Consider the following 24,803-nt stretch of genomic DNA (forward strand, 5'->3'; position numbering starts at 1 on the left):
AGTTCGATTGGATATGGGATCGTTCCCAATGTGGGAGCTGGCTTGCCTGCGATGGCGGTGCATCAGCCACTTGATCAGTGACTGACACGGCCTCATCGCAGGCAAGCCAGCTCCCACAGAAGCCAGCTCCCACATTTTTATCGGGTTCCTCCAGCGGGAACCGGGTTACTTGCCGGGCGTGAGGGTCAACCGCGTCTTCCCATACGCCTTGTCGAAGTTCTGCGGCTGCATCGGGAAGCTCAGGTATTGCGCCTTGAGCAACGGGTCGATGCCATTCGCGTAGTTCGGGCTGGCCGGGTTGCCGGACTGGCCGATGCCGCCCTGGCCGGTCATCGGTTCCACCTGGCCGAAGTCGACGATCATGCGCAACGCCGGCACCTGGGTGGTGTTGAAATCCTGGCCCCAGCTGTACGGCGCCGGGTTCAGGGTGTTGTGGTCGCCACCACTGGCCAGTGGGCCGCGAATCACTTGGCCGTTGGTGTTTTTCCAGGTGGTGCTGTGCAGTTTGCCCCACTGCCAGGCCTTGTGATCGCCGCCCAGTTGGCTGTCGCCTGCGGTGATCGCAGCGGCCAGGCTGCGGGCGAGGATCGCCGGTTTGTCTTCTTTCTGCGCGGTGCGCACGTCGTCCCAGAACGGGCTGTCTTCGCGGCCCAGCAAGTGGTCGGCATTGGCGGAGTACGACAGGTTGGCGTTGCTGATAAAGGCTTTCCAGCTGGCGCTGGTTTCCGGGCCGAGTTCGTCGAGGAAGATCTGCTTGGTGCTTTCCTGCAGGAACAGCTCGTAGATCGCCGCATCGGCGGAGGTTGGCGCCAGGCGACCATCAAAGGCCATCAGGCGATTCAGCGCCTCGCGGGCCTTGGTCGCGTCAGCCGCGGGCAGTGCATCGATCGCCTGTTTCAGCGGCTGGGCCATGCCCGGCGCCTGGAACATGGTCTTGAGCTTGGCGGCGAAGGGGGTGGTCTGGTCGTATTGCATGGCGATCATGCTGCGGCTGTCATGCTTGCCGGCATTGGCCAGTTGCGCCAGGCGTTCGCTGCGCTCCGGCGCATCCCAGGAGTTGGACAACTGCATGCCATAGCCGCGCGGCGCGGTGCGCTGGTTGGCGGTGCCAATCCAGCCTTGGGCCGGGTCTTGATCGTACGGGTGCAGCATCGCGTCGGCGTAACCGTCCCAGTCAAACCGCGCGTCCCAGCCCGGCGAGGGCAGCAGGCCTTCGCCTTCGCGGCGGTTGGGGAAGCGGCCGGTGACTTGCCAGCCGATGTTGCTGGCGTCGGCGAAGATCATGTTCAGTGCAATGGCGCGGATTTCCCGGGTCGCGTCCGAGGCCTTGCCGGCGTTTTGCGCGCGGGACAGGTCGAAGAACGCGTCCAGGCTCTTGTCGTCCTTGAAGTCAGCGGTTTGCAGCGCTAGGCCAAACCCGGTGGTCAGCGCCTGGCTGCTGTTGAGCAGGGCGCCGTGGCGGGTTTCGTACACCACTTCGCGCAGTGGCCGCTGGCCTTTGGCGAAGAAGGTTTCGTTGCGCACGATGGCCGGCAGCCATTTGCCGTTGTTCTCGTAGTACAAGGCGTTGCCTTGGCGCTTGACCTTCTCCAGGAACAGGTCCTGGGTGTCGCCTTTGACGGCGCTCATGCTCCACGCCACTTTGCCGTTGAAACCGGACAGCAGCGTTGGCAGGCCAGCAATCGAGGCGCCGACCGCTTGATATTTCGGCGCACGAATCTGCACGTAATTCCACGGCGACGGCGCTTGTGGCTGGGCCGCAAGGTCGCTGGCCAGCAGGCTTTTGCCACTGCGGCTGCGCTGCGGGCCGATGGCCCAGTTGCTCGAGGTCGTCACCGCCAGTGCGTTGAGGCTGTTGAGTTGCTGGCCGACGGCTTCCAGCCCGGCAAGGCCGGTGATCTGGCCGAGGTTCACGCCTTTGAGCTTGTCGGTTTCAGCCTGCGGAATCGGCTCATCCGGCGCGCTTGGGGTAAGCCAAGCGAGTTTGTCGACGCCGACTTTCTGCGCCAGCACCAGCGACGAGAGTTCTTCCTGCAGGTTGCTCGACTCGCTGAAGTTCAGCAGGCAGAACAACAGCGCCGAATCTTCCGGCTTCCAGTACTCGGGCTTGTAGCCGGTCTGGGCCAGGTCTGGCGGCAGCTTGTCGCGGTAGCGGAACAGGTAGGCGTTGACGCCGCGGGCGTAGACTTCAAAGAAGCGCTTGAGGCGCGGCGACGAGGCGTTATACAGCTCGCCGGCGCTTTTTTTCAGGTTGACGGCGCGCATGAAACGGTCGACGTCGAGCACTTGCGGGCCGGACATTTCCGCCAGACGGCCCTGGGCCAACAGGCGCAACGTGACCATCTGCGTGATGCGGTCGCTGGCGTGGACATAGCCGAGGCTGAACAGCGCGTCATGGAAGGTGTTGCTTTCGATCAGCGGCATGCCTTGGGCATTGCGGCGTACCGAAACATTCTGTGCCAGGCCTTTGAGCGGCTGCACGCCGGCAACGGGAGGCAAGGTGTCCTGGGTGCTCTGGAGCTGGCAACCGGCCAGGCTTAATGCACTGGCCACTGCCGCGGCAACGCCGAACCGGGGAAGAAAATGTGAGAGGGCTGGCGAGGCCATGGCAAAGCTCCTGCGGGGGGTAGCGTCATTAAAGGCGCTACGTTAGTGAGCGCGGCGAAACGACGCAAGCAGGATCGTTCCCACGCTCTGCGTGGGAATGCATTTTGTGACGCTCTGCGTCACGCTTTGTGAGCGGACGCAGAGCGTCCAGGCGGCATTCCCACGCGGAGCGTGGGAACGATCATTGCCTGGGGCTCAGGCTTTGGGCGGATTCACTTTTTGCACCCATTCATACGCCCGAACCGTCGCCGGCCGTTCCTTGATGCTGTTGAACCAGCGCTGCACGTGGGGGAAATCTTCCAGGCGCTGGCTCTGCCACTTGTGGGAAACAATCCACGGGTAGATCGCCATGTCGGCAATGCTGTAGTCCTCGCCCGCCACGAATGCGCGATCCGCCAGGCGTCGGTCCAGCACGCCATACAGGCGTGCGGTTTCATCCACGTAGCGTTTGATCGCGTAGGGGATTTTCTCCGGCGCGAACTGGCTGAAGTGATGATTCTGGCCCGCCATCGGCCCCAGTCCGCCCATTTGCCAGAACAGCCACTGCAGCGCTTCCTGGCGACCGCGCAGGTCTTTGGGAATGAACTGGCCGGTTTTTTCCGCGAGGTACAGCAGGATGGCGCCGGATTCAAACAGCGAAATCGGCGCACCACCGTCGGTCGGGTCGTGATCGACGATGGCCGGGATGCGGTTGTTGGGAGCGATCTTCAGGAAGTCCGGCTTGAACTGCTCACCCTGGCCGATGTTGATCGGGTGCACCTTATAGGGCAGACCGGCTTCTTCCAGGAACAGCGATACTTTGTGACCGTTGGGGGTAGTCCAGTAGTACAGGTCGATCATGAAGCTCTCCAAATGAGCGAATGCCTGTACCTATAGGTGATGATTGCAGGGCAATAATTCAATCAAACATTTACGTCTAACCTTAGACGCTTTTCACACTGCGCCATCCACCAACACCTGCAGCGACTGCTGCGAGCACCGTTCAATGCGCACCTGCACGCCATACACCTGGGCAAACAACGCTGGGTCGAGCACCTCATCCGCCTTGCCACTGGCATACAAACGGCCCTGGCGCAGCACGGCAATGTGGTCGGCAAAGCGCGCGGCGAGGTTGATGTCGTGCAGCACCACCACCGCGATCAGGTTGTGTTCGCGCACCAGCCCGCGCACGCAGTCCATGACCTTCAACTGGTAATTGAGGTCGAGGGCGCTGGTGGGTTCGTCGAGCAACATCACCTGGGGGCGACGCGCGATGAGTTGGGCGAGGCTGACCAATTGGCGTTGGCCGCCCGACAAGGTGCTCAACAGTTGATCGGCCAGGTGCGTGATACCGATGCGCTGCAACGCCTCAAAGGCTTCGCGCAGGCAGGCTTCGCCGGACAGCGGAATGCCTTCCACATTGGCCACGCGCAGCGCGGCCGTCACGCTTTCCATCACGCTGAGGCTCAGGCCGGGCGGCAGGTTTTGCGGCATGTAAGTGACGCGGCGCGCACGCTCGGCCACGGACATGGCCGACAAGTCGAGGTCGCCCAGCCTTACAACGCCTTGCATCTTTTCCAGCCCGGCCACAGCGCGCAACAAGGTGGATTTGCCCGCGCCATTCGGGCCGATCAGTGCCGTCAGGCTGCCGTGGGGCAGGGTGGGCAAGCTCAGGTCATGCACGATGTGCCGACGCCCGTAGCTGACGTTGGCATTGTGTACCGATAAACCCGCACTCATAACTGTCTCCCGCGTTTGAATACCAGCACCACGAAAATCGGCACGCCCACCAGCGCGGTGACGATGCCGACCGGCACGATCACGCCGGGCATGATCAGCTTGCTGGCAATCGAGGACAGCGCCAGCAACAAGGCGCCGGTCAAGGCGCTGGCGGGCAGCAGGAAGCGTTGGTCTTCGCCCACCAGAATCCGCGCGATATGCGGACCGACCAGGCCGATAAACCCGATGGTGCCTACAAATGCGACGGCGGTGGCTGACAACAAACTGATGCGCAGCAGCGAAAAAAAGCGCAGGCGCTTCACGTCCACGCCAAAACTTTGCGCGCGATCTTCGCCCATACGCAGCAAGGTCAGTCGCGGCGCCGCGGCGAAGGAAAACGGCAGAACCACCGCGACGACTAGGGCGAGGATGCCGAGTTTGTCCCAGTTGGCCCGGGTCACGCTGCCCAAGGTCCAGAACACCAGCTGTTGCAAAACGTCTTCGGTGGCGACCAGTTGCAGCAACGCCACCACCGCGTTGCAACTGAACACCAGTGCGATGCCAAACAACACCAGGCTTTCCACCCCGGCGCCGCGCAGGCGCGACATGGCTTGCAGCAAAAATACCGACGCCGCCGCGAAGATAAATGCCGAGATCGAAATCGCAGTGTTGGCCGACACCCACAACGTGGTCACCGGAAATACGATCACCAGGGATGCCCCCAGTGCCGCCGCCGACGACACGCCGAGGGTAAACGGGCTGGCCAGCGGGTTATTCAAAATCGCCTGCATTTCGGCCCCGGCCAGCGACAGCGCACAGCCGACCAGCACCGCCATCAGTGCATAGGGCAGGCGCACGTTCCAGATGATTACCTGGTCGGTTGCGCTCAGGTGCGACGGGTGCAGGATGCCGTCGAGCAACGCCAGCAGGCCCATGCCCGACGGGCCGCTGGCCAGGTCCACCAGCATCGCGCAGACCAGCGCCGTGCCCAGTAGCGCCAGCAGCCAGGCGCGGCGTGCCAGCAAACGGCGATAGCCGTGGGTGGCACTGGCGAGGTCGAGGGTTTGAGTGGTCATGGCGCTCACATTCTTGAAAACACTGAAAATCCAAATGTGGGAGCTGGCTTGCCTGCGATAACGGTGTATCAGTCGACCCATTCAGTGACTGACACTCTGCTATCGCAGGCAAGCCAGCTCCCACAGTTTTTTACCGCGTTTCTACAGGGGCCTTGGCGTCAATCCAGTAAGCACCCTGCAACGGCATGCCCAGGAACTGCTGGTTGATCTGCGCCATGGTCGCCTGCGGATCGAGAGTGGCGAACAGCTCCGGGTGCACCCACTTGGCCAGCGCTTCAATGGCCAGCAGGTTGTACGGCGAGTTGTAGAAGTCATGCCACAGCCCGTGGGCATTGCCCTCGCGGATTGCACGAAGATTGGCAAACTCGGGGCGCGCCAACACGCGATCAAACGCCTCACGCGCCTCGTCAGTGCTCACGCCAGCGCCCAGGATCAAGCCCGGCGTGTGGTTGCCGGTGGCCACGTACACATCCGGGTCGGCTTTCAGCGCGTACTCGACGCTGATATCCCCCAGTGCACCCGGCACCACATCGGCGGCGATATTGCGCCCGCCGACCAGCTTGATCACTTCACCCATGCCGCTTTTACCGGTGGTGTGCCCCGGCGCTTGCCAGGCACCGGCCAGCAGTTCAAGGAACACGCTCGGGCGCGGGCCAGCCGGCAGCGTGGCGACGGCGTCGGTGATGACCTTGATGTGCTGGTCATAGAAATCCAGGAAGGCTTAAGCCTGGGCTTCACGCCCCAGCGCCTGGCCCAGCGCGTTCATGCTGGTGTGGGTGCCTTGCACCGGGTTGATCCGGAAATCGACGAACAGCACCGGGATGCCGGCCTTGGCCAGCACATCAGCCACCGCGCTGTGTTCGGTCGGGCCGTGACCGGAAATGCTGAACACCGCCAGGTCGGGTTTGAGCGACAGAATTTCCTCGGCGCTGACGCTTTGCTCCGACGCCTGCCCGATCAGCGGGATGTCTTTTACCGTGGGAAATTTCGCCACGTAAGCGCTGTAGGTATGCTGGTCCAGCAGCTTCAAATCGTTCTGCCAGCCGACGATGCGCTGGAACGGCGCGTCCTTGTCGAGCAGGGCAAACGCCGAAATCAACCGGCCTTCACCCAGCACGACGCGTTTGACGTCGTCCTTGACTTCGACCTTGCGGCCCAGCACGTCGGTGACTTCGTGGGCGGCGGCGGTTTCGGCGTGGCCGAAGGCGAGCGCGGCGCACAGCACACCGAGCTTGAGCGCGTTACGGGGTTTGAACATGGGCAGGACTCCTGGTGAGGGAAAATCAGAATTCATAATCGACACTGGCTGTCAGGGTGCGCCCGGCGCCTGGGATGCCGTAGAGCTGGAAGCCATCGAGGGACGCGCCGACCTGGCTGTAATAGAACCTGTTGAACACGTTGTTCAGGTTGAGGTTGACCGTGGTGTCCTTGTTGACCTTGTATTGCGCCGCCACGTTACTCAGCCAGTAACCAGGGGCTTTTTCGTGGTCGCGCACGTAGATCGCGTTGACCCCGGACGGGCCGCTGGCGTAGCTGCTGTTGTTGTTCAAGCCGCCGACGTATTTGTTGTCGCTGTAGCGGCGACGGCCCACGTATTGCTCGCCGTAGCTCAGGCTCAGGGCGTCGGTGAAGGCGTAGGTGGTCCACAGGTTGGCGGTCAGGTCGGGGACGTTCTTGGCTTCCGCGCCTTTGTTGATGCCCTTGGTCTGCGTGCTTTTGAGCGCCGAGAAACCGCTGTAGGCGGTCCAGCGCGGGGTGATATTGCCTTGCAGGCCGAGTTCGACGCCGTCCACGCGCTTGGCGGGCAGGGCGCGCACCGGCGCGGACTCGCCGTCCTGGTATTCCCAGGCGTTGTCCAGTTCGGTGCGGAAGATCGCCGCCGTGACATTCAGCATGTCGTGGGCAATGTCCCACTTGGTGCCCAGCTCGTAGGTTTTCGATTTGGCCGGGCTGTAATTGCTGGTAGTGGCCGCGCCATAAATCTGGTTGTTGGTGGACGCGCCCAGCGCCGACGGCTGCGCCGCTTCGCTGTAGGACACGTAGAGGCTGCCGTTCGGCAGCGGCTTGTACACCGCGCCGACGCGTCCACTGACGGCGCCGTCGGTGCTGCTGATGCTGGCCTGGCCGCGTTGTGTGGTTTGCGCGCGCCAGTTGTCGTAGCGCAACGAGCCGAGCACTTGCCACTGCTCGTTGAGGGTGACGGTGTCGCCCAAGTAGAGGCCGGCGTTGTCGATCACCGAGCGCGGGTCGCCTTCGCCTTTGGTCACGTAAGTGCTGGCGAAGCTGTGGCTGGGGTCGTTCATGTTGAAGAACATGTCGCCGGCGGGTACTTCGGCGTTGCGTTTCAGGCCGCCGTAGGTCTCGTGATAGAACTCCAGGCCGCTGACCACCGCGTGTTGCAGGCTGCCGGTGTTGAACGTGAAGCTGAAGTCGGTCTGGTTATCGAGGATGGTGTAGCGCTTGGACAAGCCGAAATCACTGCCACGCAGGATGCCGTAGCCAGTGTTGCTGTTGTTCACATAGTCGGTGTAGGCATTCACCGTGCTGCCGGGCACTTGGCTGATCGGGCCTACGCCGGTGTAGCCCAACGTCGCACAACGGGCGCCGCTGCAGGTTTTTTTACCGTTGGCGTCGGCGGCGAAGAAACGCGCCGGGGACAGTACGGTGAAGTTGTCGCTGCGTTCCCAGCGGGTCTGGTTGCGCAGGTTGGCGTCATTCCAGTCGAAATCATGTTCGAAGCGCGCGGTCAGCGAGGTGGTTTCGTTTTCCTGCGTATACAGGCTGGAATCGCCGTACCAGTTGGAGCGTTTCACACCCGGCATGCGGTGGCCGTCGGTGCCACGCTGGATCGGCACGCCGCCATCCGGGGTGTTGGTGTCTTTCTGGTAGAAGGTGTCGACGAAGAACCGCGTGTCGGTGCCCAAGCCAAATCCGAACGAGGTGGCGATGCCCCAGCGGTCGTAGTCCACGTCGTCGCGGTCGGCCACCTGGTTGTAGTGCTTCATCAGGTTGATGCGCACGGCGGTAGTGTCGGTCAGCTGTTTGTTGATGTCGGCGGTGAGGCGTCGGTAGCTGTCGGTGCCGATCCCGGCGGAGACTTTGTTGGCGTCGCCCAGGTGCGCTTCTTTACTGACCAGGTTGACGCTGCCGCCCACTGCCGAAACCCCGGATTCGATAGACCCGGTGCCCTTGAACACTTCAGCCTGTTGCAGGTTGAAGGTGTCTGTGCGCGTGGACATGCCGGCGTCACGCACGCCGTCGACGGTCAGGCTTTGCTCGGAAGAAAACCCACGAATCGAAAACAGATCGCCCCAGCCCAGGTTGCCCTCGCCGGACATGAAGGTGATGCCCGGCACGTTGCGCAACACTTCCTGCAGGGTTTGCGCGTTCTGCTCCTTGAGCACCTGCTGCGGCACGATGGTCACGCTTTGCGGGGCGTCGAGCAGCGGTTGGCTGATTTTTGCCGAGGTTACCCGGTCGACCTTGAAGCTCGACGTGGCTTCTTCGCCGTCGACCTTGATTTGCGGCAGGCTCACCACCGAATCGTTGGCTGTGGCGGCGGGCGTATCGGCCCAGGCCGTCGGTGCAACGCTGCCGGCAGCAAGAAAACCGAACATCGGCGCCAGGGTTGAATGCAGCGTATGGCGGTGAGGTGTTGGCAATGACATGGGCTACTTCCGAGTCTAAATTACAATTACTCTCATTTAGGTTCGGTAGTCTAAAGAGCGATTCCGCCGGCCATGCCCCGGCTTTGTATCGCTGATGCGTGATTATGGTTTCCCACAACATTCCATTACATTTGCGTACACCGCTGGATGAACTTTCGGCTATCTCCTGCGTTTTGAGTTTTCGGATCGAATGCCCATGGCAAAGCTTGACCACCTGTTAATCGTCGATGACGACCCGCAAATCCGCCAGCTGCTCTGTGACTACTTGAGTGATGCCGGTTTTCAGGTGTCCACCGCCGCAGACGGCAAGGAAATGCGCCGCCGCCTGGCGCTGAATGTGATCGACCTGATCGTGCTCGACCTGATGCTGCCCGGCGAAGATGGCCTGAGCCTGTGCCGCGAACTGCGCGTCAGCTCCAACACGCCGGTGGTGATGCTCACGGCCAAGGGCTCGTTGATCGACCGCATCGTTGGCCTGGAAATCGGCGCCGATGACTACCTGCCCAAACCGTTCGACCCACGTGAGTTGCTGGTGCGGATCAAAGTGGTGTTGCGCCGGGTGCAGAGCTTCCCCGACCGTGCGCGGCTGGACGAGGCGCCGAGCATTCGTTTTGCCGGCTGGCAACTCGACACACGGGCGCGGCAATTGCTCACGCCGCAGGGCGTGGTGGTCAGCCTGGGCAATTCGGATTACCGCGTGTTGCGCCTGTTGTTGCAGCACCCGAACCGGCCATTGAGTCGCGATTTTTTGCTCAACCATGTGTTCGACAAGGACAGCACGCCGTTCGACCGCTCCATCGACGTGTGTGTGAGCCGCTTGCGCTCGCAGCTGCCGGCCGGGCTGATCAAGACCGTGCGTAACGAGGGTTACATGCTCACCGCCGATGACGTGGTGCTGGAGTCGTGAGACTGCTGCCGCGTTCGTTGTTCGGGCGGCTGGTGCTGATTCTGGTCAGCGGCATGCTCGCGGCGCAGGCGTTGACCAGCAGCATCTGGTACGACCGGCGCCATGGCCAGGTGCTGGAAATCCCCGCGCGGTTGATCGCCACACGCCTGGCGGACGTGGTGCGCCTGGTGCACAGCGACCCGCAGCAGGCCGACCAGTTGATCAAACTGCTTAATACGCCGCACTTTCAGCTGACCTTGAGCGACCAGGCCAGCAGCACGCCCAGCAGCCTCACCGACAGCGACCGGCCGACCGAGCGCCTGATCAAGAAGGTGTTGTCGGAGAAAACCGGCTACACGCAAACCCTGATTCTGCTGCGCCTGTCTTTGGTCGATGGCGAAGGGCAAACCGCCGGGCTCTCGACCTTGCTCAGCTCCAAACCGGTGGTGGGGCAATTTCTGATCAACCTGCGCCTGCCCGATGGGCGCTGGTTGTTGGTCGACGCCAGTGAAGAGCAGGGCTGGACCAGCACCTCGCCGCTGGATCTGTTGTTCGATTACGTGATGCGCATCTATTTGCTGCGGGTGTTGGTGCTGGTGCTGATCGCCCTGGTGGCGGTGCGCCTGGCCATCCGCCCGTTGAATGCCCTGGCCAAGGCCGCCGAAGCGCTGGGTCGGGATATCCAGCGCCCGCCGTTATCGGTGGACGGCCCCACCGAAGTGCGCCGCGCCGCCCAGGCGTTTAATGCGATGCAGCAGCGGCTGATCGCCAACATCGCCGAGCGCACGCGGTTTCTCGCAGCGATTTCCCACGACTTGCGCTCGCCGATCACACGCTTGCGCCTGCGCACCGAGATGCTCGAAGACACGCGCACCAAGGAGCGCTTTCGCAGTGACCTGGAAGAAATGGAGCACATGGTGTCCAGCACCCTGGACTTTGTCAGCAGCGGCGAAATCAACGAGACGCGCCAGAACATCGACATCAATGCCTTGCTGCAAAGCCTGCAGGCAGACCTTGAGGACGTGGGCGAAAGCGTGACCATCGTGGGCCGCGCCCGCCAACCGTTGCCGGGGTACGCGCGCAGCCTCAAGCGCTGCGTGCAGAACCTGCTGGAAAATGCGGTGCGCTATGGCAGCGACGTGGTGGTGCGGGTCGAGGATCAGGCCGACAGTTTGAAAGTCGTCATCAGCGACCGTGGCCCCGGGATTCCCCAGGAGCAACTGGAGCAGGTGATGGAACCCTTTTACCGGGTTGAAGGCTCACGCAATGCCGAGACGGGCGGGTATGGGCTGGGGCTGAGCATTGCGCACACGATTGCACGGGCGCATGAGGGGCGGTTGAGTTTGAAGAATCGGGACGGCGGGGGATTGGAGGTGGAGCTGCAGTTTCAGAGAAAATCCTGAGTTGAAATACAAAACAAATGTGGGAGCTGGCTTGCCTGCGATTGCGGTGGGCAAGGTGACACATTTTTAGCTGTCAGACCGCTATCGCAGGCAAGCCAGCTCCCACACTGACTGCATTCAGGGCATCAAGCCCCGTGGCACTTCTTGAATTTCTTCTCGCTGCCGCATGGGCAAGGATCGTTGCGGCCAACGTCCTTCAAGGCGTTGCGCACCGGCTCCTGGTGAGCGTGGCCGCAGTTCGGGCCGTGGACATGACCGTGGTCGTGATCGTGATGATCATGGTGATCGTGATCGTGGTTGCAGTCAGGACCATGGACATGGGGTTGCTGAGTCATCGATGTCGCTCCGGAATAAAATCGCCGGGCATTATCTCGCCATTGTGGGCCACCTGCACGTCATTACCGATGAATAATCCGGTTTTCAGCTCGCCCTCCAGGCGATAGGGCACAGGTTTGTTCGGGTTTTTCAGCATCTGCACCACATCGCGAATCTGCGGCCACAGGTTGGTGCGCACCGTCACCTTGAAAAACCCATGGCTGCGCGGCGGTATGGTCAGCCATTCGTTGGACTCGCCTTCGGTCAGCACAAAATCGTCCAGCGTTACCTTGTAGATCAGGCCGCGCACGGTCAGGTCGGCGTCGTCGCGGTTGTCCACGCGAAAGAACAGTTTGAATTTCTGCTCCAGCAACTTGGCGCGCACCACTTCGACTTTTACCAGGGCGACGTGGGGCGGGGGCGCATCGTCCTCGAACCATGAGGCGCAGCCGGTCAGGCCAAGGGTCAACGCCAGCATCAAGCTGTAAATCCGGAGCATGGCGTCAGTCCTGTGGTGGTTAGAGGTAGCTGGAACAGCACTTCTTGAATTTTTGCCGACTGCCGCACAAACATACATCATTGCGTCCGACCTTCACCTCTACCGTCGGGTCGATGAAGTACCAGCGCCCCTCGTTCTGTACGAAAGACGACTGCTCGCGGTGGCTGTGTTCGCCGGTGCTGTCGTGCCAGCGCGCAGTAAAGGTCACGAACGCATGCTCCGGCTGGCCGCCAAACACCTCGGAGCTTTCCACCTCAAGGCCGAGCCAGGTGCTCTGGGCGCTCCAGGCGCCGATGGCGGCGCGGTCCAGGCCCGCCTGTTGCGCGGGCAGCGTGGTGGCGACCAGGTAGTCGACCAGGCCCAGCACATAGGCGCTGTAGCGCGAGCGCATCAACGCGGTGGCGCAGGGCGCCGGGTGGCCGGCGTGATAATGGCCGCAGCAGGCATCCAGCAGGTTGCCACTGCCGCAGGGGCAAATGGATGTACTCATGGTTACCACCAATACTTTCCGAAGTTTTCCGGGTTGGCCCAGAAGCGGGCGTTGAGCCAGTCCGGCACCTGTTTATAGTCAAGCAGATCATAGGTAAACAGCGTCAGAACCTGCTCATCACGCTGGAAACGTTCGCCGGCCTGCAGGGCCAGGGAGAAAAAGTCAGTGTCCTTCCAGCCGCAGGCATTCAGGTCTGCCAGCACCGCAATGCGGCTGGCATTGAGGTTGCGGATGCCGCCGAGCAAGGTCAGGCCTTGCGGTTTTGACAGGTGCTCCAGGCAGTCGACCACCAGCGCCAGGTCAAAACGCTGCGCCGCCAGCTCTGCGGGCAACGGCCCAGGCTGTGCGGTGGCGACCACGGTGTCCGGGTGCTCGGCTTGAAAGGCCTCCAGCGCCGGAAACTGGCTGGCACCCAACAGCAACAGGCGTTTGGGCTGGTGCAGATCGAGCAAGGCAGCCAGTGCTTGCTGGGGCGTACGGGAAGAAATACCAGCGGTCATCAGAGATCCTCACATCAGGACCGTAGAGACTAGCGCGGCTGAGCGTGCGGGCCTAGAGCGGGCGGCGGCGAAAAGTCCTGCATGTGCGGCCAACCTCAATAAATACGGGGATGCGGCCCAGTGGCGCAGATGAAAAGAGCCGTCTTTACTCCACCTGTCGGCCCCCGCCGATCCCCTCAGGAGAAATCAGATGAGCATCATGCGGACAGCTCTACCCTTGGTTCTGCTAACCGGAGTATTGACAGGTTGCGCAGGTTTGCAAAAAACCGATTGGCCCACCTGCGCAGCCGTCGGTGGTGTGACAGGCGCTGCGATTGGCGCCACTCAAAGTTCGGCGTACGCAGGTTATGGCGCGTTGTTGGTCGGCGGCATGGCCGGCGCCTATTGCTGGGTGCACGGTGATGGCGATGAAGACGGCGATGGCGTGCCGGACAGCCGCGACAAGTGCCCAGGCACGCCTAAAGGCGTGCAGGTGGATGCCAACGGTTGCCCACCGGTGCCGGTCGCGGCCGTGGTTGAGGAAGTTGTGGTCGTCAAGGAAGAAACCATCGTGATCCGCGATGTGCACTTCCAGTTCGACTCGGCCAACCTGACGGCAGCGGACAAAACCAAACTCGACATCATCGCCACGCGCTTGAAAAAAGAAGCCCCTGGCGCGCAATTGCGGGTCAGCGGGCATACCGACAGCGTCGGCAAAGACGCCTACAACCAGAAACTGTCGGAACGCCGCGCGCACTCGGTGACCGATTACCTGGTAAGTGCGGGAGTGCCGCGCAGCAGCTTCGTGTCGGTGGTCGGCGCGGGCGAAAGCCAGCCGGTGGCCGATAACAAAACCGCTGACGGCCGCGCCTTGAACCGTCGCGTGGAAATCAAAATCAACCGCTGACAGCCCTTGCCCCTGTGGGAGCCACAGGGGCATTGCTGACGATCCTCGCCGAAACCGCCGACAAAACGCCCCTTTATCAAGTTTTTTCATCCTTCACTGGCAAATCGCCTGTAGAAGTCGTTACTGTGCGCCCAAAGAATAATAGGCAGGGGCATGCGGGATGAAAGTGTTTTGGGGGCTGGGGAAGTTTCTGACGTTGCTGTTCTGGGTTGTGGTGGTGGTCAATCTGTTCCGACCGCTCGCCAATCCGTTCCACCTGTTGGTCAGCCTGGCCGGCAGTCTGTTGTTTCTCACCCATCTGTTGGAGTTGCTGTTGTTCAACAGCAGCTTGAAATACCGTGCCCACCCCTGGCGTGACCGCTTGCAGATTCTGCTGGTGGGCATGTTCCATGTGCGGGGCCTGTCGGCGCCTGCTGCTATTGATGAAGTAAACAAGGAGGCCAATCATGCGTAAGGTTTTTCTGTTGGCCCTGTTGGTCAGCCCCATTGCCCTGGCTCAGACCGTCAGTGTTGAAACCAACTCGCTGATGCGCCTGCCCAGCAGTACCAGCGTGTTGCAGCTGGAGCGCCTGGATGTGGCGGACTACGGCACGTTGTTGGTGCCGGCGACGATCAGCCAAGTCACGGTGGACGAGTTGCACTTGGGGCGTGAGGCACGCATCGCCATCGCCCCCGGTAATACCGCGCTGCAATTGCAGGTGCGCAACGCGCAGCTGGAACATGGCAGCCAGATCACCTCGCGCGGTGCCCCCGGCACCCACGAAAGGCCGGCCAAAGCCGGGCGTGACCTGGTGCTGCGCATCAACGCGCTGACTGCCGACGAACTGTCGGTGGACGCGCGTGGCGGCGCCGGTGCCCAAGGCTATGCCGGGCTGGATGGCGCCAACGGCGTTGACCCAGGCTGCACCTGGGGGTCGGCGGGGCGTGGCGCGAATGGCGATAACGGCGGTGATGGCCTGCCAGGCGCAGCGGGCGCGACCGTGCGGGTCGAGCTGCCGCAGAGCTTCCCCGCTGAGCAGATCAAGGTCTGGGTCGATGGCGGGGCGGGCGGTTTGGCCGGCACGGCCGGTAAGCCGGGTAAAGGCGGGCTGTCCAAGGGCTGTGTGGTGTATCGCGCCGATGGCGGCGAGAAGGGCCGCCCAGGGCTGGAAGGGCAGCCGGGGCCGGCTGGGCCTGCGGGTGCTGTGACTATTCAGCGGCTTTGAGTCGACGGGTCTGACGCCATCGCGGGCAAGCCCGGCTCCCACATTGAAATGCATTCCAAATGTGGGAGCCGGGCTTGCCCGCGATGGCGGACTAAAGGTCGCCTCAGAACATCGGCCGAGCCGAAGCAATCGCCACCACCACCAACCCCACAATCAAATTAATCCCCACCAGCTTGCGGATCTGCCCCAGCGCAGCCGCACCCGCCGGCCAATCTTCGGCCGCCACCGCCGCACGCAATTGCGGGAACTTCAACGCCTGGATACGGATAAACAGCGCCGTCATCACCAGATACAAGCCCATCATCACCTGCACATAACGCGGTGCGGTTTCAAAACCGCTGAAGCGCAATTGCAGCAGGCCGATGCCGCTGATCGGCAAAACCGCCACGGCGACCCAGACCCACACGAAAAAACGTTGAAACACATTTGCCCACAGCGTGAGCCGGGCAGGGCCCTCAAGTGCCGCCATAGCGGCGGGGCGCAGGATCATCCAGGCGAAAAACATACCGCCGACCCAAACCAGGGCGGCCAATACATGCAGGGTGTAAGCGAGGCTAAACGCGGTCATTGTGGTACTCCGTTCTGCGCGGGATTAATTAGCGGGGTATGATAGCGGCCGATCCGAACCACTGAAAATTTATCCAGCGTTTTTTGCGCCCGACTATCCATGATCAGCACTGAACTCAAAACCACGATCCAGGGCGCCTATTCGCGTTTTCTCGAAGCCAAGAGCTTGAAACCGCGCTACGGCCAACGCCTGATGATCGCCGAAGTGGCCAAAGTCCTCGGCGATATCGACACCGACGACGAAGGTCGGCGCAGTGGCGACCCGGCGGTCGTGGCCGTCGAGGCCGGCACCGGCACCGGCAAGACCGTGGCCTACAGCCTGGCCGCGATCCCGACCGCCAAGGCTGCCGGCAAGCGCCTGGTGATCGCCACCGCCACCGTCGCCCTGCAAGAGCAGATTGTCTACAAAGACTTGCCCGACCTGATGCGCAACAGCGGCCTGAACTTTACTTTCGCCCTGGCCAAGGGCCGTGGCCGTTACATGTGCCTGTCCAAGCTCGACGTGTTGTTGCAGGAAGGCCATGCGCAAACCGCCACCGCTTCGCTGTTCGAAGAAGAAGGCTTCAAGATCGAAGTCGATGAAGTCAGCCAAAAGCTGTTTACCAGCATGATCGAGAAGCTCGCCGGCAATAAATGGGACGGCGACCGCGACAGCTGGCCTACCGCGCTGGAAGATTCCGATTGGGCGCGCCTGACCACCGACCACAGCCAATGCACCAACCGCCATTGCCCCAACTTCGGCCAGTGCGCTTTTTACAAAGCCCGCGAAGGCATGGGCAAGGTCGACGTGATCGTCACTAACCACGACATGGTCCTGGCCGACCTGGCCCTGGGCGGCGGCGCCGTGTTGCCGGACCCGCGTGACACCCTTTACGTGTTCGACGAAGGCCACCACTTGCCGGACAAGGCCATCGGCCATTTCGCCCATTACACGCGCCTGCGCTCCACCGCCGACTGGCTGGAAACCACCGCCAAGAACCTCACCAAATTGCTGGCCCAGCACCCGCTGCCCGGCGATCTGGGCAAGCTGATCGAACAGGTGCCGGAGCTGGCGCGTGAGATCAAGACCCAGCAGCAGTTCATGTTCAGCGCCTGCGAACAGGTCGCCGACTTCAAGCCCGGCGAAGACGTGGAAGGCCGTGAGCGGCCGCGTCACCGCTTTGTCGGCGGGCTGATCCCCGAGCACATGCGTGAAATGGGCATTGAGCTGAAGAAAGGCTTTTCACGCCTGACCGACCTGTTCACCCGCCTCACCGACCTGCTCAAGGAAGGCATGGACGGTGAGGTCAATATCGGCATCGCCAGCAATCAGGCCGAGGAATGGTATCCGCTGTTCGGCAGCCTGTTGTCGCGCTCCCAGGGTAACTGGGAGCTGTGGACGGCCTTCACCGTCGAAGACCCGGAAGACAACCCGCCGATGGCGCGTTGGTTGACCCTGTCGGAAAGCGGTGCGCTGTTTGATATCGAGGTCAACGCCAGCCCGATCCTCGCCGCCGAAATGCTGCGCCGCAACCTGTGGAACGTGGCCTACGGCTGCCTGGTGACCTCGGCGACGCTGACGGCCCTGGGCACTTTCGACCGCTTCCGCATGCGTGCCGGCTTGCCGAAAAAAGCCGTTACGGCGGTGGTGCCGAGCCCGTTCCATCACGCCGACGCCGGCGTACTGCGCGTGCCGGACCTCAAGGCTGACCCGCGCGACGCAGCGGCGCACACCGCAGCGATCATCCGCGACCTGCCGGAGCTGGTCGAAGGCTCGCGCGGCACCCTGGTGTTGTTCTCTTCGCGCAAACAGATGCAGGACGTGTTCGACGGCCTCGACCGCGACTGGCGCAAGCAGGTGTTTATCCAGGGCAACCTGTCCAAGCAGGAAACCCTCAACAAGCACAAGGCGCGCGTCGATGGCGGCGATTCCAGCGTGTTGTTCGGCCTGGCCAGTTTTGCCGAAGGCGTGGACTTGCCGGGTGCCTACTGCGAACACGTGGTGATCGCCAAGATCCCCTTCTCGGTGCCGGATGATCCGGTCGAGGCGGCTTTGGCCGAGTGGATCGAAGCCCGTGGCGGTAACCCGTTCATGGAAATCTCGGTGCCGGATGCTTCCTTGAAGCTGGTCCAGGCCTGCGGTCGCTTGCTGCGCACCGAAGAAGACCGGGGCACCATCACCTTGCTCGACCGCCGTTTGGTCACGCAGCGCTATGGCAAAGCTATCCTGAATGCTTTGCCGCCTTTCAGGCGCGAAATTTCTTAAGCCACCGTGGGCGAATTTGCCCACTTCGTGGTCTATCTCACTGCCAACGCTTTACGTCATCAGGCCAGTCACCGGCCGTTTGGGAGAACCTTGTTCGTATGATTCGCACGCTGCCCGCTCTTTTTGCCTTGTTGTTCGCCGCACCCTTGATGGCCGCGCCTGCCGGGCAACAAACGCTGTTCAACTTCGTCCGGCCTGCCGATGTGGTCAAGGTGGCGACCCAGGACGCCAGCCTGCCGCAATACAACGCCGAACAAACCCCTGAAGGTGAGGTGCTGCGCCGCATCACGTTCAACCCGGCGGCTGAACCGAGCCTGGTGCTCAGCCCGCAGGCCGGCGTGTGGGACTGGTCGCAGTCCGGCGCCATGAGCCTGCGTATCCAGAGTGCCATGGACTGGGCGTTGACCCTCTACGTCAAGGTGCAGAGCACCGACGGCAAAACCCTGGTCAGCCGCATCGACCTGCCGGCCGGCCCGGCCCAGACCCTGGTGATTCCGTTGCAAGCCAACTCGCCGCTGAGCCAGGGCATGAAGGCCGGCCCGCCGATGCCGATCACCGTGGATGGCCAGCGCGTATTGCTGGCCGGCAGCGCCGGGGAAATCGACCGCAGCCAGGTGGCGTCTGTGACGCTGTCAATGCTCAAGCCGAACGCCGCCCAAAGCATTTTGCTGGAGCGGTTTGGCGTGCAGGACAGCGAGCCGGTGCTGAAAGCGGCCTACAGCGAACTGGTGGATGCCTATGGCCAGTCCACCCGCGCGCGCTGGCCGGAAAAAGTCAGCAGCGACGACCAACTCAAAGCCGCCGCCGCCAAGGAGCAACAGCAGCTCAAAGGCTGGTTGGCTGAGCGCAACAAATCATCCCTGGACCAATATGGCGGCTGGAACAAAGGGCCGGCGTTCGAAGCCAGCGGCTTTTTCCGTACCGAGAAACGCGACGGCCGCTGGTACTTGGTGACGCCGGAAGGCCATCCGTTCTATTCCTTGGGGGTTAACACGGTTGCGCCGGATAACAACCAGACCTATGTGGCCGGGCGCGAGTGGATGTTCGCCGCGTTGCCCAAAGCGGGTGAGCCGTTCGACAAGTATTACGGCAGCAGCGACAACCGAGGCGGCAACGGCGCCGATCAGGGCCGGGGCTTCAATGTGGGGCGTTGGTACGACTTCTATGGCGCCAACCTGCAGCGCACGTATGGCACCGAAGGTTTCGACCAGAAACGCTGGGTCACACACACCCTCGACCGCCTCCAGGCCTGGGGTTTCAACACCGTTGGCAACTGGAGCGACGAGAGCCTCGCCCGCGCCGACCGCGTGCCGTACACCTTGCCGCTGTCGATTGTCGGCGACTACGCCAGCATCAGCACCGGCACCGACTGGTGGGGCGGCATGCCTGACCCGTTCGATCCGCGTTTCGCCATGGCCACCGAGCGCGCCGTGGCGATTGCTGCCCGCGATCACCGCGATGACCCGTGGCTGATCGGCTTCTTTGCCGACAACGAGCTGGCCTGGGCCGGCCCTGGCGACGATGCAAAATCCCGCTACGCCTTGGCCTACGGCACGCTGCGCATGACCACCGACGTACCGGCCAAGCGCGCGTTTCTCAAGCAACTGCGCGACAAGTACCGCAACGAAGAAGGCCTGTCGAAGGCCTGGGGCATTCACTTGGCAGGTTGGGAGCTGATGGAAGACCCAGGTTTCGAGCCGCCAATGCCAAGCCCCGAACACCCGGAAATCGAAGCTGACTTCAAATACTTCCAGAAGACCTTCGCCGATGCCTATTTCAAGACCATTTCCGACTCCTTGAAGTGGCACGCGCCCAACCAGCTGTTGCTGGGCGGTCGTTATGCCGTGAGCACCCCGGAAGCCGTGGCCTCCTGCGCGCAGTATTGCGATGTGCTGAGCTTCAACATGTACACCCTCAAGCCCCAGGACGGTTATGACTTCGCCGCCCTGCGCGCGCTGGATAAGCCGGTGCTGATCACCGAGTTCAATTTCGGCTCCGCCGACCGTGGCCCGTTCTGGGGCGGCGTGACGCAGTTGGCCAAGGAAGACGACCGTGGCGTGGCCTACGGCAACTTCCTCAAGCAGGCCATGGCTGAGCCGTCGATTGTCGGCGTGCACTGGTTCCAGTACCTGGACCAGCCGGTGACCGGCCGTTTGCTGGACGGTGAGAACGGTCACTTCGGCCTTGTCGGCATTACCGACGTACCGTTCCAGGGCTTTGTCGACAGCGTGCGTAAAAGCAACCTGGCGACAGTCGACCAGTTGGGTAAAGAGGCGGAAAAGGCCAAGGCGGCCAGCGTGGTTCGCGAGAACGAAGCCGGCAAGGGCGGGCATGAAGGCAAAGGCGCAGGCCAGGGCGCCGGACACGCCGGTGGGCACTCTGGAAATGGCCATTGATTCATCGTTGACGGGTTCACAAAACCCCTAATGACTGGAACAATGTCGGCCACTTCCTACAGTGTTGTTCAAGGCGGATCAGGTGCAGATTCAGGGTCATTACGAGCTCCAGTTCGAAGCGGTACGTGAAGCGTTTGCCGCGCTGTTCGATGACCCGCAGGAGCGTGGTGCCGGGCTGTGTATCCAGATCGGCGGCGAAACCGTCGTCGACCTGTGGGCCGGCACTGCGGACAAGGACGGCGCCGAGGCCTGGCACAGCGACACCATCGTCAACCTGTTCTCCTGCACCAAGACCTTCACCGCCGTCACGGCCCTGCAATTGGTGGCCGAGGGCAAGCTGAAACTCGATGCGCCTGTGGCTGACTACTGGCCCGAGTTCGCGGCAGCCGGTAAAGAAGCCATCACCCTGCGTCAGTTGCTCTGCCACCAGGCCGGGCTGCCGGCAATCCGCGAGATGCTGCCGACTGAAGCCCTGTACGACTGGCAATTGATGGTCGACACCCTGGCAGCCGAGGCACCATGGTGGACGCCGGGCCAAGGGCATGGCTACGAGGCCATCACTTACGGCTGGCTGGTCGGTGAATTGCTGCGCCGCGCCGATGGGCGCGGGCCGGGGGAGTCGATCGTCGCACGGGTCGCGCGGCCGTTGGGCCTGGACTTTCACGTGGGGCTGGCAGATGAAGAGTTTTATCGTGTTGCCCATATAGCGCGCAGCAAAGGCAATATGGGCGACGAAGCCGCGCAACGCTTATTGCAAGTAATGATGCGTGAACCTGCCGCGATGACTACACGTGCATTTGCCAATCCGCCGTCTATTCTGACCAGCACTAATAAGCCCGAATGGCGGCGCATGCAGCAGCCGGCGGCAAATGGTCACGGTAATGCGCGCAGCCTGGCGGGTTTTTATAGCGGATTGTTGGACGGTAGTTTGCTGGAAAGCGACATGCTGGAACAATTGACCCGCGAACACAGTATCGGGCCGGATAAAACCTTATTGACCCAAACCCGCTTCGGCTTGGGCTGCATGTTGGATCAACCGCAATTGCCCAATGCCACGTTCGGCCTTGGCCCACGTGCGTTTGGTCACCCTGGCGCCGGTGGTTCGGTGGGGTTTGCCGACCCGGAACATGATGTAGCATTCGGTTTCGTGACTAATACACTGGGGCCTTACGTACTTATGGACCCGCGTGCGCAGAAGTTGGTCGGAATATTGGCCGGTTGTCTGTAAAGAGCTTGCTGTTTTGCGTTTTTTTGTTACAAAGGCGGCTATACAAAATCTAAGCAGAAGGCGCTGAACGAAATTTTGTAACTTTAATGTTCTGTAAGCGTCTGTTTAACGGGTCAACCAGGCCCTCCGGTTTTTTCTCATTTTGTGGATATCTCATGTTATCGAACAAGTCCTTGGCACTGGCGCTGTGCCTCACAATTACTGGCTGCGCACAAACTCCACAAAATGATGCCGAGGGTGGGCATTGGTGGCAATTTGGGGCTGATAAGGCTGCTACCAAGGACGCAGTGACCCAAACCGACGCCAAGCCTGATGCAAAACCTGCCGCTGGCGCTAAGCCCGCCGCGCCGGTAACTGCTGCTGCGCCTGCTCCTGCCGCTGCCGCCGCCGCACCTGCCCCGGTCGCCAAGGCTGACACCGGCTTCAACTGGTGGCCGTTCTCCTCCAAGACCGCCGACGAAAAGGCGGCGGATGCCAAGGCTGACCTGAAAGCCGACCTCAAGGCGGCAACCCCTGCTTCCACACCTGACGCTGCGCCTGCTGTGGCCAAGACCGACACCGAGACCAAATGGTGGTGGCCGTTCGAAAGCAAGCCAAAGCCATTGGCCAAGGTCGACGTGACCAATGTGCCGATGCCCGATCCGAAAATCACCCAAGCCTGGCTGGATGACTATGAGCCGCGCCTGCGCGCCGCCATCAAGGACAGCAACCTGCAGCTGGAGCGTCGCGAGAACGTACTGGTCGTCATCGCACCGGTTGATGGCTCCTACAACCCAAAACGTCCAGGGATGCTGCTGCCAGTGACCCTGGGCCCGTTTACCCGCGTTGCCAAGGCGGTTGAAGGCGATCCGAAAACCGCCGTGCTGGTACTCGGCCACGTCGACACCAATGGTGCCGAACCTGCGAGCCAGGCGTTGACGCGTGAGCGTGCGCAGTCCATCGCGTCGATTTTCAGCCTCAGTGGCTTGAAGCAGGATCGCCTGATGATGCGTGGCATGGGCGACCTTATGCCGCGTGCCGCCAACGACAGCAATCAGGGGCGTGCGCTGAACCGTCGCATGGAAATCATGTTCACTCAGCGTACAACGATGTTGGCCCTGCTGAGCAAGTACAACTCGGGCAAGCCACCGGTTGCTGAAATGGTCGCCGTGCAAACAGCACCAGCCCCCGTTCCGGCGCCGGCTGCGAAAAAGGCAGTACCTGCGAAAAAGGCCCCGGCCAAGAAAGCCGCTGCCAAGCCTGTTGCGAAAAAAGCCGCCGCCAAACCGGCTGCGAAAAAAGCCGCACCTAAGGCTGACGCAGCCGCTGCAAACGACCAGGCGAAAAACTGATCTGCTGAACCAGAAGGATAAAGCCGCATGACCCAGGCACTGGCCGATATGCGCCGTGACTACACACGGGACGGTTTGAGCGAGGCCCAGGCCCCGGGCGAGCCGTTTGCGTTGTTCCACCAGTGGTTTGCCGACGCGGTGAAGACCGAGCAGCCCCCGGTGGAGGCCAATGCCATGACCTTGGCCACGGTCGACCAGGACGGTCGTCCGCACTGTCGCATCCTGCTGCTCAAAGGCTTGGATACACAGGGCTTTACCTTCTTCACCAATTATCAGAGTGCCAAGGGCGAACAGCTCGCGGCACAGCCCTTTGCAGCCATGACGTTCTTCTGGCCGACCCTGGAGCGCCAGGTGCGCATCGAAGGGCGGGTGGTCAAGGTCACGCCGGAGGAGTCGGACGCTTATTATCAGGTCCGTCCTTTGGGCAGCCGCCTTGGGGCTTGGGCATCACCGCAGAGCCAGGTCATTCGTGACCGCGAAGAGCTGCAGGACTTGCTCAAGGCTACTGAGCAGCGTTTCAGCGACACGCAACCCGACTGCCCTGAGCATTGGGGCGGTTATCGCCTGCTGCCTGAGCGCATGGAGTTCTGGCAAGGCCGCGCCAGCCGCCTGCATGACCGCCTGAACTATCGCCTGCAAAACGGCGAGTGGACCCGCGAGCGCCTGGCGCCCTGAGTTTCACCTTTCGTCACTTCTCCTGAATGTTGCCAGTCACACTGAAGTCTCTACCCAAGAGGCTTCGGCGTGCGCTGCTGGACGACTACAATCAACGGGTACGTGACATTCTTTGGAACAAGAATTCAGCTACCGTTCGTCGAGTTTTCTGGTGCTGGTAGTCTGTACTAAGGCTGAATGAAAGGAATTTTCTGACGTGCTTGCCGTGACAGGCGCCAAGCTGCGGCGTCTAATGAACACCTGTCCTTTGGAGTTGATGCTATGCGTAAGTCCGTTTTACTAGTTGCCTGCTTTACCACCCTGTCGTTGCTGTTGGGTGGCTGCGCCTCGAGTCTGACCGGCGACTCGTACTCCCGTGACGAGGCGCGCCGTGTACAGACCGTTCGCATGGGCACCATTGAATCCCTGCGTCCGGTGAAAATCGAAGGCACCAAGACCCCAATCGGCGGCGCTGCCGGCGCAGTTATCGGCGGTGTTGGCGGCAGCGCCATCGGCGGCGGCCGTGGCAGTATCGTCACCGCTGTGATCGGCGCCGTAGCCGGCGGCCTGCTGGGCTCGGCCACCGAAGAAGGCCTGACCCGTACCCAAGGCGTGGAAATCACCGTTCGCGAAGACGACGGCAGCATGCGCGCCTACGTCCAGGCGGTTGAAGAGAACGAAATCTTCCGCATCGGCGACCGCGTCCGCATCATGACCGTTAACGGCACCAGCCGCGTTACGCGTTAAGCAACGGTTGTAGAAACACAAAACCCCAACCGGGTGACCGGTTGGGGTTTTTTGGTTTTTACCGTTTGGGAGTGCCTATAAATTTCTAGCTCTATTCTGTCGGACACCGCTGTTCCATTGCACGATCCACTAACAGTTCCGCCAGTTCGAGTAGCTGCCCAATGGCTAGCAATTGGCTGCGTAGTTTTCCGTCCGTTGTTTCTGCTAAATCAGAAGTCAGCCCGCTTGCGCCTGTCAGGGTCTCGTATGCATTTACCAACAAAGCCTGGGGTTCTCCGGTGGCGCAAAAAGCGCAGGCAATAAAAAACCGCCTTAGTAGGGCGGTTTTTTATTGCAAGCTTGATTTCGACTGGGCTTGCATACTCACAGGACGCAATGACATGAGCCAAATACTACTGTCGC

The 24,803-nt window shown here is 61.7% G+C and carries 22 protein-coding genes and 1 pseudogene; 11 read left to right on the forward strand and 12 right to left on the reverse strand.

Features of this window, described 5'->3' with window-relative positions; genetic code table 11:
- Positions 1 to 165: 165 nt before the first annotated feature.
- The 6 genes and pseudogenes from L8I05_RS09735 to L8I05_RS09760 form a co-directional block, all read right to left on the reverse strand.
- Entirely contained in the window at positions 166 to 2,607 is a 2,442-nt protein-coding gene (locus tag L8I05_RS09735; protein WP_242168586.1) for a penicillin acylase family protein, read from the reverse strand.
- 195 nt (positions 2,608 to 2,802) lie between these two features.
- A complete protein-coding gene (locus L8I05_RS09740) occupies positions 2,803 to 3,447 on the reverse strand; it encodes a glutathione S-transferase N-terminal domain-containing protein (protein ID WP_159954686.1) in 645 nt (214 codons plus the stop codon).
- A 93-nt stretch (positions 3,448 to 3,540) separates the two neighbouring features.
- Positions 3,541 to 4,326, reverse strand: coding sequence for an ABC transporter ATP-binding protein (locus L8I05_RS09745; protein WP_242168588.1), 786 nt, complete (start codon positions 4,324 to 4,326; stop codon positions 3,541 to 3,543).
- Positions 4,323 to 5,381, reverse strand: a complete 1,059-nt coding sequence (locus L8I05_RS09750; RefSeq protein ID WP_242168590.1) for an iron ABC transporter permease — start codon at positions 5,379 to 5,381, stop codon at positions 4,323 to 4,325. The genes L8I05_RS09745 and L8I05_RS09750 overlap by 4 nt, the downstream gene beginning before the upstream one ends.
- 130 nt (positions 5,382 to 5,511) lie before the next feature.
- Positions 5,512 to 6,639 (reverse strand): annotated as a pseudogene (locus L8I05_RS09755) (ABC transporter substrate-binding protein).
- Between the two features lie 25 nt (positions 6,640 to 6,664).
- Positions 6,665 to 9,049 (reverse strand): TonB-dependent siderophore receptor, encoded by a 2,385-nt coding sequence (locus tag L8I05_RS09760; protein WP_242168592.1) that lies wholly within the window; start codon positions 9,047 to 9,049, stop codon positions 6,665 to 6,667.
- A 196-nt stretch (positions 9,050 to 9,245) separates the two neighbouring features.
- On the opposite strand from L8I05_RS09760, the gene L8I05_RS09765 reads away from it, so the two are divergent.
- The gene (locus tag L8I05_RS09765) at positions 9,246 to 9,956 is read left to right on the forward strand and encodes a response regulator (protein WP_242168594.1); all 711 of its coding nucleotides are present in this window, start codon (positions 9,246 to 9,248) and stop codon (positions 9,954 to 9,956) included.
- On the forward strand, positions 9,953 to 11,338 hold the full coding sequence (locus tag L8I05_RS09770) for an ATP-binding protein (protein ID WP_242168596.1): 1,386 nt from the start codon (positions 9,953 to 9,955) through the stop codon (positions 11,336 to 11,338). The genes L8I05_RS09765 and L8I05_RS09770 overlap by 4 nt, the downstream gene beginning before the upstream one ends.
- A 125-nt stretch (positions 11,339 to 11,463) precedes the next feature.
- On the opposite strand, the gene L8I05_RS09775 is transcribed toward L8I05_RS09770, so the two are convergent.
- The 4 genes from L8I05_RS09775 to L8I05_RS09790 are packed head-to-tail and all read right to left on the reverse strand — an operon-like array spanning position 11,464 to position 13,142.
- Positions 11,464 to 11,673, reverse strand: a complete 210-nt coding sequence (locus L8I05_RS09775) for an SEC-C metal-binding domain-containing protein (protein WP_065890089.1) — start codon at positions 11,671 to 11,673, stop codon at positions 11,464 to 11,466.
- On the reverse strand, positions 11,670 to 12,152 hold the full coding sequence (locus tag L8I05_RS09780) for an LEA type 2 family protein (RefSeq protein WP_242168598.1): 483 nt from the start codon (positions 12,150 to 12,152) through the stop codon (positions 11,670 to 11,672). Before L8I05_RS09780 ends, L8I05_RS09775 begins: the two co-directional genes overlap by 4 nt.
- Before the next feature lie 19 nt (positions 12,153 to 12,171).
- Positions 12,172 to 12,642 (reverse strand): YchJ family protein, encoded by a 471-nt coding sequence (locus L8I05_RS09785; RefSeq protein ID WP_242168600.1) that lies wholly within the window; start codon positions 12,640 to 12,642, stop codon positions 12,172 to 12,174.
- 2 nt (positions 12,643 to 12,644) lie between these two features.
- Positions 12,645 to 13,142, reverse strand: coding sequence for a DUF6231 family protein (locus L8I05_RS09790; protein WP_242168602.1), 498 nt, complete (start codon positions 13,140 to 13,142; stop codon positions 12,645 to 12,647).
- A gap of 190 nt (positions 13,143 to 13,332) precedes the next feature.
- Between L8I05_RS09790 and L8I05_RS09795 the strand changes: the two genes are divergently transcribed.
- The 3 genes from L8I05_RS09795 to L8I05_RS09805 all read left to right on the forward strand — a co-directional run bounded on the left by L8I05_RS09795 (position 13,333) and on the right by L8I05_RS09805 (position 15,233).
- Complete coding sequence (locus L8I05_RS09795) at positions 13,333 to 14,028, forward strand: OmpA family protein (protein WP_242168604.1); 696 nt, start codon at positions 13,333 to 13,335, stop codon at positions 14,026 to 14,028.
- Between the two features lie 160 nt (positions 14,029 to 14,188).
- The gene (locus L8I05_RS09800; protein WP_159954697.1) at positions 14,189 to 14,482 is read left to right on the forward strand and encodes a DUF1145 domain-containing protein; all 294 of its coding nucleotides are present in this window, start codon (positions 14,189 to 14,191) and stop codon (positions 14,480 to 14,482) included.
- A complete protein-coding gene (locus L8I05_RS09805; RefSeq protein WP_242168606.1) occupies positions 14,475 to 15,233 on the forward strand; it encodes a collagen-like protein in 759 nt (252 codons plus the stop codon). Before L8I05_RS09800 ends, L8I05_RS09805 begins: the two co-directional genes overlap by 8 nt.
- 103 nt (positions 15,234 to 15,336) lie before the next feature.
- On the opposite strand, the gene L8I05_RS09810 is transcribed toward L8I05_RS09805, so the two are convergent.
- Positions 15,337 to 15,801 carry a CopD family protein gene (locus L8I05_RS09810; RefSeq protein WP_242168608.1) on the reverse strand — a complete coding sequence of 155 codons (465 nt, stop codon included), beginning with the start codon at positions 15,799 to 15,801 and terminating at the stop codon, positions 15,337 to 15,339.
- A 99-nt stretch (positions 15,802 to 15,900) separates the two neighbouring features.
- Between L8I05_RS09810 and dinG the strand changes: the two genes are divergently transcribed.
- The 6 genes from dinG (at position 15,901) to L8I05_RS09840 (ending at position 24,401) form a co-directional block, all read left to right on the forward strand.
- Complete coding sequence (dinG, locus tag L8I05_RS09815; protein WP_159954700.1) at positions 15,901 to 18,045, forward strand: ATP-dependent DNA helicase DinG; 2,145 nt, start codon at positions 15,901 to 15,903, stop codon at positions 18,043 to 18,045.
- Positions 18,046 to 18,143: 98 nt separating this feature from the next.
- Entirely contained in the window at positions 18,144 to 20,441 is a 2,298-nt protein-coding gene (locus L8I05_RS09820; protein WP_242168609.1) for a beta-galactosidase, read from the forward strand.
- Positions 20,442 to 20,523: 82 nt separating this feature from the next.
- Entirely contained in the window at positions 20,524 to 21,669 is a 1,146-nt protein-coding gene (locus tag L8I05_RS09825; RefSeq protein ID WP_159954702.1) for a serine hydrolase domain-containing protein, read from the forward strand.
- A gap of 155 nt (positions 21,670 to 21,824) precedes the next feature.
- Positions 21,825 to 23,000, forward strand: a complete 1,176-nt coding sequence (locus tag L8I05_RS09830; protein ID WP_242168611.1) for an OmpA family protein — start codon at positions 21,825 to 21,827, stop codon at positions 22,998 to 23,000.
- 27 nt (positions 23,001 to 23,027) lie between these two features.
- On the forward strand, positions 23,028 to 23,675 hold the full coding sequence (gene pdxH, locus L8I05_RS09835) for a pyridoxamine 5'-phosphate oxidase (RefSeq protein WP_242168613.1): 648 nt from the start codon (positions 23,028 to 23,030) through the stop codon (positions 23,673 to 23,675).
- Positions 23,676 to 23,936: 261 nt separating this feature from the next.
- On the forward strand, positions 23,937 to 24,401 hold the full coding sequence (locus L8I05_RS09840; RefSeq protein ID WP_056857494.1) for a glycine zipper 2TM domain-containing protein: 465 nt from the start codon (positions 23,937 to 23,939) through the stop codon (positions 24,399 to 24,401).
- A 91-nt stretch (positions 24,402 to 24,492) separates the two neighbouring features.
- Here L8I05_RS09840 and L8I05_RS09845 read toward each other — a convergent pair whose 3' ends face one another.
- Positions 24,493 to 24,702 (reverse strand): DUF6124 family protein, encoded by a 210-nt coding sequence (locus tag L8I05_RS09845; RefSeq protein ID WP_347341218.1) that lies wholly within the window; start codon positions 24,700 to 24,702, stop codon positions 24,493 to 24,495.
- Positions 24,703 to 24,803 lie beyond the last annotated feature (101 nt).

Origin of the sequence: Pseudomonas sp. MONT-RG-20F-20-E-7-02, assembly GCF_022662395.1 — a bacterium.
In the GTDB taxonomy this organism is placed as follows: Bacteria; Pseudomonadota; Gammaproteobacteria; order Pseudomonadales; family Pseudomonadaceae; genus Aquipseudomonas.

Excerpts from the sequence above, each read along its gene's own strand:
- L8I05_RS09800 (WP_159954697.1), top strand. The coding sequence starts at position 14,189 with ATGAAAGTGTTTTGGGGGCTGGGGAAGTTTCTGACGTTGCTGTTCTGG.
- L8I05_RS09745 (WP_242168588.1), bottom strand. The coding sequence starts at position 4,326 with ATGAGTGCGGGTTTATCGGTACACAATGCCAACGTCAGCTACGGGCGT.
- dinG (WP_159954700.1), top strand. The coding sequence starts at position 15,901 with ATGATCAGCACTGAACTCAAAACCACGATCCAGGGCGCCTATTCGCGT.
- L8I05_RS09735 (WP_242168586.1), bottom strand. The coding sequence starts at position 2,607 with ATGGCCTCGCCAGCCCTCTCACATTTTCTTCCCCGGTTCGGCGTTGCC.
- L8I05_RS09775 (WP_065890089.1), bottom strand. The coding sequence starts at position 11,673 with ATGACTCAGCAACCCCATGTCCATGGTCCTGACTGCAACCACGATCAC.
- L8I05_RS09765 (WP_242168594.1), top strand. The coding sequence starts at position 9,246 with ATGGCAAAGCTTGACCACCTGTTAATCGTCGATGACGACCCGCAAATC.
- L8I05_RS09760 (WP_242168592.1), bottom strand. The coding sequence starts at position 9,049 with ATGTCATTGCCAACACCTCACCGCCATACGCTGCATTCAACCCTGGCG.
- L8I05_RS09840 (WP_056857494.1), top strand. The coding sequence starts at position 23,937 with ATGCGTAAGTCCGTTTTACTAGTTGCCTGCTTTACCACCCTGTCGTTG.
- L8I05_RS09795 (WP_242168604.1), top strand. The coding sequence starts at position 13,333 with ATGAGCATCATGCGGACAGCTCTACCCTTGGTTCTGCTAACCGGAGTA.
- L8I05_RS09750 (WP_242168590.1), bottom strand. The coding sequence starts at position 5,381 with ATGACCACTCAAACCCTCGACCTCGCCAGTGCCACCCACGGCTATCGC.
- L8I05_RS09785 (WP_242168600.1), bottom strand. The coding sequence starts at position 12,642 with ATGAGTACATCCATTTGCCCCTGCGGCAGTGGCAACCTGCTGGATGCC.
- L8I05_RS09780 (WP_242168598.1), bottom strand. The coding sequence starts at position 12,152 with ATGCTCCGGATTTACAGCTTGATGCTGGCGTTGACCCTTGGCCTGACC.
- L8I05_RS09830 (WP_242168611.1), top strand. The coding sequence starts at position 21,825 with ATGTTATCGAACAAGTCCTTGGCACTGGCGCTGTGCCTCACAATTACT.
- L8I05_RS09740 (WP_159954686.1), bottom strand. The coding sequence starts at position 3,447 with ATGATCGACCTGTACTACTGGACTACCCCCAACGGTCACAAAGTATCG.
- L8I05_RS09790 (WP_242168602.1), bottom strand. The coding sequence starts at position 13,142 with ATGACCGCTGGTATTTCTTCCCGTACGCCCCAGCAAGCACTGGCTGCC.
- L8I05_RS09805 (WP_242168606.1), top strand. The coding sequence starts at position 14,475 with ATGCGTAAGGTTTTTCTGTTGGCCCTGTTGGTCAGCCCCATTGCCCTG.
- L8I05_RS09810 (WP_242168608.1), bottom strand. The coding sequence starts at position 15,801 with ATGACCGCGTTTAGCCTCGCTTACACCCTGCATGTATTGGCCGCCCTG.
- L8I05_RS09820 (WP_242168609.1), top strand. The coding sequence starts at position 18,144 with ATGATTCGCACGCTGCCCGCTCTTTTTGCCTTGTTGTTCGCCGCACCC.
- pdxH (WP_242168613.1), top strand. The coding sequence starts at position 23,028 with ATGACCCAGGCACTGGCCGATATGCGCCGTGACTACACACGGGACGGT.